Origin of the sequence: Arthrobacter sp. S2(2024) (assembly GCF_036662515.1) — a bacterium.
GTDB lineage: Bacteria > Actinomycetota > Actinomycetes > Actinomycetales > Micrococcaceae > Arthrobacter.
In genome coordinates this window covers 39,329-50,203 of record NZ_JAYKZI010000017.1, presented here as the reverse complement: position 1 = coordinate 50,203, position 10,875 = coordinate 39,329, and the positions used below count along the sequence as shown (strand labels likewise).

Genomic DNA, 10,875 nt, shown 5'->3' with positions numbered 1-10,875 from the left:
GATCAACGGCACCGAGCAGACATTCCCGCCCGCCATCCCCGCCGACAAACAGGCAGTCCTCAACGCGATCCGGAACCCGCGGGCCAGGCACTAAGCCGAATGACCGAAGTCAGGTGGCGGGGTCCTCGACGTCGAACGTCTTCCCGGAAGCGGCCGGACGCCACTCGCCGTCGATCAGCAGCCCAGTGGGAACGCGGGCGAGCAAAAGGAGTTCTGCATCGGTTGAGGAACTCATCAACTAATTCCTTCGGTAGGGATGTCTCCGCGGCTTCGTTTCGAAAGCTGGCCTTGACGTTGATTGCGGATTGGTCCGTTGGAGGTGATTGACCCGCGACGGAGTAAGGGTCTTGGGGTCTGCAGACCTAAAGTCTTAGCCCCTCGTTTCCGGGGGTTTGGCTAGCGGGCTAACCGTATTTGGAGGGGGTCCCCGCACCCAGTGGAGGCGCTAGGTTGCTAACCTGCTCAGCGCGGTCACTGCCCGGATTCCGGACACCACTGCACCGTTGAGTGTCTGCGCCATCCCTGTGTGTTCTCCTGCGATCGCGACGCGGCCGGCCGCTGTGTCAAAGGCGGCCGTGTCATCTGGGGTCCAGCCCAGCGAGGGAGCGGAATAGGAGCCGCGGGTCCATGCCTCACGGGTCCAGTCAGTGAGGAGCGGGTCGCCGTCAATAACCATTTCTGGTCGCATTGCCGTCACCGCTTTAATCCATCCGTCCGGTCCGTTTCCGGTGTCGAGTGCACTGAGGGCCGTGGGGCCGCCGGCAAACCCGGCAAGGGCAGGAATACGGGTTTCACCGTCCCGGGACATAGACCTCCAGGTCCACCATGTTTGCTGGGGATTCTGGAGGGCGGTGTCGCCATCAGTGTTGCTCACGGGTATGGCGATCTTCGCAGCGACGCCCATGAACCGGTGGTCAAGCGCCAGTACTTGCTCGGGTGTTAGTTCGAAGCCAAATTCCATCTCCCGAAGTATTGGCAGGGGCACCGAGACTACGGCGAAATCGCTGTCAACGGTGCTACCGTCGGCGAGACGGACTTGTACGCCACGCAGGGATTGGTCGATGGCGGCGACCGGGGATTCGAGCCGCACCGGACCCGCGAGCCTGCTGGCCAACTCAGTGGGCAGGGACTGGTTGCCATTAATGAAGCGTCCGCCGTCCTCGATGTAACTATGGACCCCGTCCAGACGGTGAAAGACGGCTTGGGCGCTAACTAGCTCTGGAGGGGCGGAAATGGAGGTCGCGTGTCGGAGGTAGAGCGGGTGCGTGCGGTAAGTCTTACCTAGTGCTTCAGCGTATAGAAAATCTATCGACACGTCGTGGAGGTGGTCGGAAGTCATTTCGTGAAGCCGTTGCTTTAGGAGATTCGTCAGTTCACCTAGCTCGGCAAACGACATATGTGAGTCGCCGACCGTTCGACGTGCAAAGCGAACGTTGTGGGTGAGCACTGGTATGCCCACTTCGCAGGCGAGTTTTCGTATTTCGAAATCGTCGGGGTAAATGTACTCCCCGCCGCGTTCCATGACCTGGCCGTTGTCAAGTTGCTGCGACCAAGCACGTCCTCCAACGCGGTCACGGCTTTCCAAAACCACCACTTCATGCCCGAGTTTTTCAAGTTCCCAGGCCGCAGTGAGACCCGACAACCCTGCTCCTATAATTATGGTTTTCATCAATTTGTTCCTTCTCTGGGAAGTCAGGCGGGATTATTGTTCTGGTCATGGACCGGCAGGAGCACCCCGGCGGTGATTCTCCAAGCCATGATCGCTCCTTGTCCTGGAGCGAATCGGTGCGTATCGTGTGCCGTGCGAACTACTCCGGTTATGCCACCGGGAAGGGAAACTTCGTAGCGCCATCCTGACCCCAGGTATGTGGCGGTGCTGACTGTCGCTGGGATGGCGTTGTGCCCGGATGGCGACTCGCGGCTGTCTGACGCCGGCAGCAGTTGGAGATTCTCAGGACGGATCAGGATCGTGGCTCGTTCAGAGCTTGTTTCTCCATGGGCTATCAACTTATGTCCAGCAAATTCGATCACGCTGTTGCCGTGGTGATCGGTTTGGACCGTTCCCTCGAGGATTGTTGACTCACCCAGGAATTGGCCGACAAAGAGCGTCGCAGGGCTTTCGTATAGCTCGACTGCTGTGCCTACCTGTTCGATTTTTCCATTGTTGAAGACGGCGATTCGATCACTCATTGAGAGTGCTTCCTCTTGGTCGTGCGTTACGAAGACAAATGTAGTACCCACTTCGCGGTGGATTCTCTTTATTTCACCTTGGAGCCACTCACGGAGCTTCTTATCAAGCGCACCCAACGGTTCATCCATAAGAAGAACATTGGGCCCAAAGACTAGAGCCCGCGCCAGCGCTATGCGCTGCTGCTGTCCGCCTGACAGTTCCGAGGGGAAGCGATCGGAAAAATCTTCCATGCGGACCATCTCCAGTGCTTTGCGCACCATGCTTTGGCGTCTCGGCTTGTCGATGCGGCGCCGCTTGAGAGGGTATTCGATATTGTCTCTTACGGTCATGTGCGGGAACAGTGCGTAATTTTGGAATACCACCCCAAGTTCCCGCTTGTGCGCGGGAACGTTAGTTATTGGCCTTCCATGAATTAAAAGCTCGCCTTCCGTGATCTCCGTAAAGCCGGCAATCATGTTGAGTGTGGTCGTCTTTCCTGAGCCGCTGGGGCCAAGAAGTGTCATAAATTCGCCCGGTTCGATGGTCAAATTTATGTTATCGACGACTGTCGTCGCGCCATAGCGTTTACTAACACCGCGAAGTCGGATGCCAGAGCCTTTCGGCGCATCCGTACCAAGGGGCGTCCGATCGTTTTCAATGCCTATTTTACTAGCGGTGCCTTGCGATACATGGATCATGAGCGGGCTTTCTTTCTCCTCGAAAAAAACTGTGTGGCAAGGATCAGGATGATGGAAATTGTCATCATGATGACAGCTACGGCGGCTACGGTGGGATCCGTGTCCTGCGTGACGCTTCTGTAAATCTTGACCGGCAGCGTTTGCAGGGCAGGGGTCTGGATAAAGAGCGACAGGATTACCTCATCAAATGACGTAACGAATGCGAAGAGGGCGCCGGCGGATACTCCCGGGGCAATAAGTGGAAGCGTCACCCTAAAAAAGGTCGTGATTGGAGGAGCGCCAAGGCTCGCAGATGCATGCTGAAGTTTTGGATCCATACCCTGCAGGCTTGCTGCGACGTTCATGATCACTAGCGGAAGGGCTAGGACGGTATGCGCGGCAACAAACCCAAAAAGCGTGCCCAGCATGCCAAACCGCAGGAAAATGGAGTACATGCCGATGGCAAGCACGATGCCCGGTACGATCAGTGGCGCCAGGAATAGGTTCTCAATAATCGACTTGCCCCGAAAATTCACTTTTGAGAGTCCCAAGGCAGCAGCAACACCAGAGATTGTGGCCACAAAAGTGGTCAGAAAGGCAACCTGGACAGTAACGCCCAGAGAGCGCAGCCACGCAGGATCAGTAAAGAAGTTTTCGTACCAGCGCAGGGAAAAATCCTTCGGCGGAAAGTCAAATGAGGGCGCTGAGTTGAATGAAATTGGAATAATGACAAGTGTAGGAAGCGTGAGCCAGAGGACGATAAAAACGGCCAAGACTCCAAGGATTGCTTTTAATTTCATCGCTGCACTCCTGGCACTATGCTGGCGCCCTTGGCAAGCCTGGTCGCCACAGTCAGTGTTGCCACCGTCACCACCAAAAGTGCGATCCCCATTGCCGCGCCGTGGCCCCACTGAAGGAAGCCGCCGATTTGCTGCTGAATGAGCGTTGCCATCATAGATTCCCTCGGAGACCCCAAGAGCGATGGAATGATGTAGAATCCCAGCCCAAGAATGAATACAGTGGTTGAGCCTGCGACGATTCCTGGTTTTGATAGCGGCAGATATACGGTGCGGAATACTGTCATGGGTGTTGCCCCAAGGCTCCTGGCTGCCGGCAGCAGTCGGGTGTCGATCTTGGCCATTGCAGAGTAAAGCGGCAATACCATGAATGGCATAAGGACCTGGGTCATGCCAAGAGCGACGCCCAGGGTTGTCCGAATCAATGGTATCCTTCCCACTCCGATATACTCCAGAAGGTCATTTATCGGTCCGGAATCCTGCAGAAGTACCATCCAGGCGAGGGTGCGGACGAGGATGCTAGTCCAGAGCGGCATCATGACGAAAATTGTCAGCAGCCGACGCGTCCGCTCCGAGCAGATGGTCATGAGGTAGGCGTAGGGATATGAAAGCAGAAGGCAGATCACGGTCACAAGGAACGCTGTCCCGAACGTTCGCCCGGCTACTGCGATATTTGTTTCGCTGAGCGCCAGCCACTGGAAGTTTTGAATACCCCACACTGGATCACTGAGGCTTCGAATGATGACGTCCCCCAGTGGGAGGCCAAAGAAACCGATGATGAGAACTATCCCGGGAACTAGCAGTAGAACCGACGTCCAATTGCGGAGCTTTCCAAAACGACTTCGAACAGTTCTCCGTTGAGCGTTCGATTCTTGCTGGGGGGTGTCCAGGTTTGTGTCGATTGACATCCTGACTCCTTCTACCTGGTGATGCAAAAGTTATTTGGCCGCGTAACAGCAGCGGAAAAGGGCGATTAATTTCCTGTGACCCAATCCCCCCATGCCTTCGTCAGTGCATCAAAATTTTCCCGCCAGAACTTCGCATTCCTGGGAGTACCAGAATCAAGTTTCGAAGTCACCAACCATTTAGCGGTCTGTTCGGGAACATTGGGTTTGGCATCGATGTTGACGGGCGCATATGAGGTTGCTTCGGTAGACTTTGCTTGCTGTTCTGAACCAAGAAAGTAATTGAGGCCAGCGAATGCCGCCTGAGGGTCCTTCACCCCGGTGGGAACGAGGAGCGAGTCTGTCATGATCTTCCATTGATTCCACATCGGAGCCACCGGAGCGCCGGCCTTCGCGGCGCCGAATCCGCGTCCGCTCCAGACGATGCTCATGGCCACTTCTCCGCTTTCGAGCTGCTGCTGCGCCTGGGCTCCGGAAGTCCAGCCCACGAGGTTGTTCCCGAGTGACTTGTATTTGTTTACAGCCTGGTTGATGTCCGCGGGAGCTAGCTTGGAGGGATCGACGCCGTCTGCCTGAAGGGCTATCTCCAAAATTTCGGGCTCAACATGGGTCGTCATATTCACTCCTCGCTTCCCGGGGTATTTCTTGGTGTCGAAGAAGTCGGCGAAGCTGGTGGGAGGATTGGCGCCGAAAAGAGCTGTGTTGTACACCAGAATGTCACCGTATAAGATGCTCGGCACCGAACAGTCGTCAGCTAACAGCCCCTTGGGTATTTTGGAAAAATCAATCTGGGTCTTGTCCAACTTCTGGTATGTCGTTCCACACTCCATGGTGCCCTGGATGCTTGCGGCGTCCACGATGTCCCAACTTACCTGGCCGGACTCCACCATGGCCTTAGTCTTAGCCGGGTCGAAAGCATCCTGTTGCATGGTCGCCCCGGATTCTTCTGCGAACGGATTCCAGACTGACTTCATTTGACCATCCTGAAAGATCCCCCCAGACGAGGCGAAAGTCAGTGTCGTTCCCTTCAGGCTTCCAGGCTTGATCTTGCCCGCCACAGGTGTGCCTAGGTCCCTCGAGGCCGCTGGGGTCGGCGCGCTTCCAGAACAGGCGCTAAGAGCCATCGTCGTGGCCAGACCGAACGCGGCGAGAGGGGTGAGACGGGACATATGTTTTGCCATTGGGTTTCCTTCTTGTCTGTTACAGCCAAAGCACGGACCGTTTGCTATTTCATAGGCGCAGAAGCATCAGGAAGATTTTCTGGGCCCCACGTGGAGTGGGCTTCGTTATCAGGACCTAGAGTGACCCGCCTCACTACCGCTGTACTCTTTGTACAGTGGAGGTTGATGACTTGTCAAGAGCCACTAAGCATGCATACAGTAGGTAGTAACGTAGATTCCCGCTTCCCAGGGAAGCTTGGAACATAACTGAAGGTCGGGGCCGTGGAAACAGTTCTTATTTGTAAGGGTGCCGGTGATCTCTCACTTGGAGTCAAGCTGGCCAAGCCGACGACGACAGCGGGCAGCCCCTGTGATGTCACACGGGAAGTATGGGAAAAAGCTGATTCTCGGGTACGCGCGGGGATCTGGGAGTGCACGCCCGGGGTCTTTAGGACCTCCCGAGAGGGCGCAGACGAAATCGTGTATATTCTTTCAGGATCCGGCGTCTTGGTTTCAGATGAGGGCCACACCTCGTCTCATTCAGCTGGCGATATGGTCGTCATACCGGATGGTTTTTCGGGCGAGTGGCACATTGAGGAAACCCTGCGAAAAGTGTATATAAGTGTTTCTGTTTGAGCCCCAGGTTTTCGTTTTGAATCGGGGCGTCCATCACGCGATGAATCCAAGCTATTTGACAGGAGATTTCTGTGACGGACGTTAGCAGCCAGTCGCACGCCGGCACCGGCACAAGGATCCGGGAGATACGCCGCCTCCGCGGTTTGAGCCTTCGCGAACTTGCGCGCCTATCAGGAACTACGGCCAGCTTTATCAGTCAGTTTGAGCGCGGTGAAAGTGGAGCGAGTCTGGCGACACTGGTGAAATTGACTAGGGCCCTTGGCATGAGTTTGCCCCAATTTTTCGAAGGCGATAGCCCCGAGGGACACGTAACACGCTCCCACGAGCATCCAGAACTTCATCTGGAACCGGGGCATTCAAAATTACTTCTTACGACGCCAATGCATCGAACCATGGAAGCCTACCGTTCCACCCTTGACCCAGGTCACAGCACCGGTGACGCCCCCTATACGCACGGGGACTCGGATGAAATCGTGTTCATTCTGAGTGGCCAGTTGCTAATGGATCTTGGCGAAGATACGTACGTACTGGGAACGGGGGACACAGTGGAATTCCGTTCATCGGTTCCCCACCGGCTCCGCAATGAATCCGAGGCGGTAGGGTCCGCCCTTATTTTCGTCTCACCACCATCAATGGACGCTGACCCCCAGGCGAAAAAATAGCTCGGCCGCAGGAAAGATAATGCTCAGCGGGATGGGCCGGGCGGTACTACTTGATCGCTGGATCACCCACATGCAGGAAGCTGACGGGGTCTGGTTTGCCACGTGCAACGAAGTCAGTACCTGGTGGCGCCAAAACAACATGGCAGTCAAGCAATGACCACAGAATCCGGACCCCGCTGGCCCACCGGTAAAACCTGCGCCTTTGTACTGACGGTGGCCTTCGAAGCTGAACTGTGACTATGACAGGTTTGGATGGCCCCGGTAGGACGGATATTTCTGGCCCCACTTCGTGACTCGCCGGGCAGCTTGTGACGGTTATATGTGGCCCCGCCTCAACGTTGGATTCATCAGTGGATGGATGCGGCGGAAGGCTGGACTGGATGGAGTCGAGAGTGGAGTTGTTCGCGCTAATCCGAAGGGATGCCCGGGTTGAGGGCCTCTCGGTCCGTGCACTGGCTGCCCGGCACGGGGTTCATCGAAGGACTGTGCGGCAGGCTCTGGAATCCGCCTCACCTCCTGAACGCAAGCCAAGGCAAGGGCTGGCCTGGCGGTTGGAGCCGTTCAAGGCTGCGATCGATGTGATGCTGACCGAGGATACGACGGCGCCGCGGAAGCAGCGACATACCGCGCGCAGGATTCTGGCCCGGCTCATCGAAGAGCACGGCGCGGAGGAGTTGTCGTATTCGACCGTGCGTGACTATGTGCGGGTCCGCGGGCCCAGATCGATGTGGAGGCCGGCCGCCGGGTGGAGGTGTTTATCCCACAAGAACACGCCCCGGGCGCGGAGGCGGAGGTGGATTTCGGTGAAGTCTGGGTGGTGCTGAACGGTGTGAAGACAAAGTGCCACATGTTTGTTTTCCGGCTCTCGCACTCGGGCAGGGCCATCCACCGGATCTATCCCACGCAGGCGCAGGAAGCTTTCCTGGAGGGACACATTGAAGCATTCCAGGTCCTGGGAGGCATCCCGACCAAGCACATCCGGTACGACAACCTCACCAGCGCGGTCACCGCGGTGGTGTTCGGGCAGGGCCACGGTGACTTCCTGTTTGGCGCGTAGGAAGGTGCCGCGGGTGACTTCGTCCATGTGGTTCATCCGTCGCTGGTGGTGCCAGCGGATGTAGCGGCGGATCACCTCACGGTTTTGAGGATCACTCACGCGTTCGAGGGCTTGTGCGGCCCAGCTGTTGTAGCGGATCCGGAGTTCGTCGCGTTGGGGGAGCACCCCGTGTTCTGTGAGGAGTCCGCGGACGTATTCGCGGGTGCGTGAGTCGGGCAGTTCGTCGAAGACTTCGTGGGTGATCTGTGGTGCGACCGCGAGGTTGCGGAGGAACGCCGTGACGTGGTTTTGGCGGATCCAGGTCATGCCGCTGTTGGCCCGTTTCATGGACTTCAGCGCGGCCGCCAGCGGGATCAGATCGTTGGCGATGGCTCCCGTGGCCGGGTCGGTGAGCAGGTCATCTACGACATTGCCGAGGACGCATGCCCAGCAGCGGCCGCCGCTGTGGAGTTCATCTTCGGCCCCGCAGCTCTCGCAGTCGATGTTGAGTCGGATGCCTGAGCAACGACGGCAGGCGGCTTGGTTATCGATGAAGCCGGGCAGGACGCCTTCGTGTCCGCAGGCGCAGATTCCTCGGGTGCGTTTGGCTTGCTGGTAGCAGTAGCCGCAGACGCCGCCGTCGGGCCAGCGTGCGACGGTTTGGTGGTGCTGGCCGCAGCGGTTGCAGGGGACCGGCCAGCGGATGGGGTCCTCTGCTTTGCGTGGCCTACTCACCGTCCTCGGGTGTGACAAGGCGGATGCGTTTGGCGATCGGGTTTCCTGGTTGGATTCCGAGGTCTTCGCTGCGCTGCGGGGCATTTGCCGTTGCTGCGGCCCGCATCTCTACGAATGGTTCGAACAGGTCGTTCGGGGTGCAGTCCAGGATGTCGCAGAGCGCCGCGAATGTTCTGGCCGGGATGCGTTCCGGCGTGGCTGTGACCAGCCGGTAGACCTGGCTCTCGGAGAGGTTGATTCCGCGGGATCTCAGAAGGGGCATCAGTTCGGTGGTCTTCCAGAGGTTGCGCTTGGCCATGAGGGCACGCAAATTCCAGCGGTAGCCGATCCGGCGCTGCTCAGGCATCTGGGTCCTCCAAGGTAGTGATGCGGCGTGCGATCATCTGCTGCACGGTTTTCTGCTTGAAGTCCGACGATACCGATGTGTAGAGGCCGGTGGTCGAGGCGTACGAGTGGCCAACCTGTGTCTGCACGAATGCCGGGTCGTAGCCGGCTTCGATCAAATGGGTCACATAGGAATGCCTGAGGCAGTGCAGCCCCAGTTCCTTGGGCAACCCAACGGCGTCCCGTGCCGCTGCGAAGGAATCCCCGAAAGAACCAAGGGACATCCGGGCGCCCCGCTCGCTCGGCCACATCGCCGATGACCGGTCCGCTGTTGCGAAATTCGCCCGCATCCCTCCGGATGTCCACGTCCGCAGCTGATCCACGACCCAGTCGAACTCCGGCACGGTCAGAACAGTGCGCCGCCTGGGCCCTGAACCTGCGGTGCCTTTGGCGAACCGCACCTGGATGGCACCGAACCGGCCATAGTCGGTGACGTGGGGATTGGGGCCGAAGTCCTCCAGATCCAGCATCGTCATCTCACGCCGGCGAAGCCCATAGGCATAACAGACTTTGAATGCTACCGAGTTCGCGGAACAGGGGCAGCCACCGCTTGGTTCCCGCAGCATATTCACGGTCGACGAGATCGTCGATATGGTCGAAAATCCGGTGCGGTTCCGCCTTGGTGAACGCCCGCCGCGCTGCCGGGACGGCGTCGTCGGTCGTGTGCCTGGGCGTGTTCCATTCAAAGCAGATCTGGGTTGGAATATCGCCGAAAGTGCGTTCGCAGAACTCACCCCAGCCGTAGCCAGGATGCGTCACGTAAGAGCAGAACATCGCCACGGCATTGCTATACGAGCGCAGCGTCTTCAGGCTGATCGGCTTTTCACCGGAGCGCAGTCCGGCCAGGAATTCGTCGACGTCTGCCGGCCGCCATTGCCACGGAAATTCACCCGTGAAGCGCTGAAAGCGTTCCAGCAGCTGGCAGCGCTGCTTGATCGTCTGTGTCGTGAGGCCGCGTGCCAGCATCTGCGCCCGCCAGCCATCCAGCATGGCCGTGAAGACCCGTTCATCAGCCCTGAACAGCCCAATGTCCGGATCCGCCAGCATCCGCGGGACGAAACCCGGAACGGCACCACTCACAACGACCCCTAAACCACGGAAACATGCATTAGATGCAGGAAACCTACAGCCATAGGCGATCCGAGGGCAAATTCAGCCGTTGGTGTGAGGAACGCGCGCCACCAGCAAAGCCCGGTTGACCTGCGGAAATGCCAGATTCGTCATGGGACGGGAGTTCTCGCAGCTACTTCTACTCCCGTATTTTAAGAGCCGATAGTGGAGATTATGTAAGGCTGAATGCTTGAAGCTTCAATCAATGGCCATTTCAGCCTATCATCCGTGGGCTTTTAATCTTGGCGCTCCAGCCTGTGGTGAGGCTTATCCAGTGGCAAGATTAACTGCTTGCGTGCAGCCAGACGTCTATACAAAACCCCGCCCTAGGCACCGACAAACGCGACGAGGAGGCGGATTTGTGGGCTATCCGGGTGCCGGCGCGGCTGGTGTTGCCCCAGGTTGTGGCGGCCAGATTGCATGGCGAGCACCAATGTTAGCTGCCATGAAAAACTGCCCGTAGGACATGGAACGTAATGGCCATTGACACACGAACGCGGCAACAGCACAAGCGTGCGGAAATTCCACGGCTTGGTCGTCGGAACACAGCCTGACCGACACGATCGACACTGCGACGTCACTGGCCCCGTTGGGGCGGGAGTA

General features: G+C 57.9%; 12 protein-coding genes and 1 pseudogene. 4 read left to right on the top strand and 9 right to left on the bottom strand.

Going from position 1 to position 10,875, the window contains the following annotated elements; all coding sequences use genetic code 11:
• Nucleotides 1-109: 109 nt before the first annotated feature.
• From VLA65_RS20180 to VLA65_RS20155, 6 genes are all read right to left on the bottom strand, one after another.
• Nucleotides 110-235, bottom strand: coding sequence for a hypothetical protein (locus VLA65_RS20180; RefSeq protein WP_332603526.1), 126 nt, complete (start codon nt 233-235; stop codon nt 110-112).
• 210 nt (nt 236-445) lie between these two features.
• Complete coding sequence (locus tag VLA65_RS20175; RefSeq protein ID WP_332603525.1) at nt 446-1,669, bottom strand: flavin monoamine oxidase family protein; 1,224 nt, start codon at nt 1,667-1,669, stop codon at nt 446-448.
• Nucleotides 1,670-1,692: 23 nt separating this feature from the next.
• The gene (locus tag VLA65_RS20170; RefSeq protein ID WP_332603521.1) at nt 1,693-2,868 is read right to left on the bottom strand and encodes an ABC transporter ATP-binding protein; all 1,176 of its coding nucleotides are present in this window, start codon (nt 2,866-2,868) and stop codon (nt 1,693-1,695) included.
• A complete protein-coding gene (locus VLA65_RS20165; protein WP_332603520.1) occupies nt 2,865-3,647 on the bottom strand; it encodes an ABC transporter permease in 783 nt (260 codons plus the stop codon). Before VLA65_RS20165 ends, VLA65_RS20170 begins: the two co-directional genes overlap by 4 nt.
• On the bottom strand, nt 3,644-4,552 hold the full coding sequence (locus VLA65_RS20160) for an ABC transporter permease (RefSeq protein WP_332603519.1): 909 nt from the start codon (nt 4,550-4,552) through the stop codon (nt 3,644-3,646). The genes VLA65_RS20165 and VLA65_RS20160 overlap by 4 nt, the downstream gene beginning before the upstream one ends.
• Nucleotides 4,553-4,617: 65 nt before the next feature.
• Entirely contained in the window at nt 4,618-5,730 is a 1,113-nt protein-coding gene (locus VLA65_RS20155) for an extracellular solute-binding protein (RefSeq protein ID WP_332603518.1), read from the bottom strand.
• 261 nt (nt 5,731-5,991) lie between these two features.
• On the opposite strand from VLA65_RS20155, the gene VLA65_RS22035 reads away from it, so the two are divergent.
• From VLA65_RS22035 to VLA65_RS20145, 4 genes and pseudogenes are all read left to right on the top strand, one after another.
• A complete protein-coding gene (locus VLA65_RS22035; RefSeq protein WP_223937276.1) occupies nt 5,992-6,345 on the top strand; it encodes a cupin domain-containing protein in 354 nt (117 codons plus the stop codon).
• A 71-nt stretch (nt 6,346-6,416) separates the two neighbouring features.
• Complete coding sequence (locus VLA65_RS22030; RefSeq protein ID WP_442880351.1) at nt 6,417-7,007, top strand: helix-turn-helix domain-containing protein; 591 nt, start codon at nt 6,417-6,419, stop codon at nt 7,005-7,007.
• Between the two features lie 380 nt (nt 7,008-7,387).
• Nucleotides 7,388-8,037: pseudogene (istA, locus tag VLA65_RS20150) on the top strand (IS21 family transposase); the annotation flags it as partial.
• Nucleotides 8,038-8,298: 261 nt separating this feature from the next.
• Nucleotides 8,299-8,565 (top strand): hypothetical protein, encoded by a 267-nt coding sequence (locus VLA65_RS20145; RefSeq protein ID WP_332603517.1) that lies wholly within the window; start codon nt 8,299-8,301, stop codon nt 8,563-8,565.
• Nucleotides 8,566-8,770: 205 nt separating this feature from the next.
• On the opposite strand, the gene VLA65_RS20140 is transcribed toward VLA65_RS20145, so the two are convergent.
• The 3 genes from VLA65_RS20140 to VLA65_RS20130 are packed head-to-tail and all read right to left on the bottom strand — an operon-like array spanning nt 8,771 to nt 10,242.
• The gene (locus VLA65_RS20140) at nt 8,771-9,124 is read right to left on the bottom strand and encodes a helix-turn-helix domain-containing protein (RefSeq protein ID WP_069949793.1); all 354 of its coding nucleotides are present in this window, start codon (nt 9,122-9,124) and stop codon (nt 8,771-8,773) included.
• Entirely contained in the window at nt 9,117-9,638 is a 522-nt protein-coding gene (locus VLA65_RS20135; protein WP_332603516.1) for a tyrosine-type recombinase/integrase, read from the bottom strand. The genes VLA65_RS20140 and VLA65_RS20135 overlap by 8 nt, the downstream gene beginning before the upstream one ends.
• A 1-nt stretch (nt 9,639) precedes the next feature.
• The gene (locus tag VLA65_RS20130) at nt 9,640-10,242 is read right to left on the bottom strand and encodes a phage integrase N-terminal SAM-like domain-containing protein (RefSeq protein ID WP_332603515.1); all 603 of its coding nucleotides are present in this window, start codon (nt 10,240-10,242) and stop codon (nt 9,640-9,642) included.
• Between the last annotated feature and the right edge of the window lie 633 nt (nt 10,243-10,875).

Bases quoted from the DNA above. Each gene is read 5' to 3' on its own strand.
- VLA65_RS20170 (WP_332603521.1), bottom strand. From the start codon at position 2,868: ATGATCCATGTATCGCAAGGCACCGCTAGTAAAATAGGCATTGAAAAC.
- VLA65_RS20180 (WP_332603526.1), bottom strand. From the start codon at position 235: ATGAGTTCCTCAACCGATGCAGAACTCCTTTTGCTCGCCCGCGTTCCC.
- VLA65_RS20135 (WP_332603516.1), bottom strand. From the start codon at position 9,638: ATGACGATGCTGGATCTGGAGGACTTCGGCCCCAATCCCCACGTCACC.
- VLA65_RS20165 (WP_332603520.1), bottom strand. From the start codon at position 3,647: ATGAAATTAAAAGCAATCCTTGGAGTCTTGGCCGTTTTTATCGTCCTC.
- VLA65_RS20175 (WP_332603525.1), bottom strand. From the start codon at position 1,669: ATGAAAACCATAATTATAGGAGCAGGGTTGTCGGGTCTCACTGCGGCC.
- VLA65_RS20140 (WP_069949793.1), bottom strand. From the start codon at position 9,124: ATGCCTGAGCAGCGCCGGATCGGCTACCGCTGGAATTTGCGTGCCCTC.
- VLA65_RS20160 (WP_332603519.1), bottom strand. From the start codon at position 4,552: ATGTCAATCGACACAAACCTGGACACCCCCCAGCAAGAATCGAACGCT.
- VLA65_RS20155 (WP_332603518.1), bottom strand. From the start codon at position 5,730: ATGGCAAAACATATGTCCCGTCTCACCCCTCTCGCCGCGTTCGGTCTG.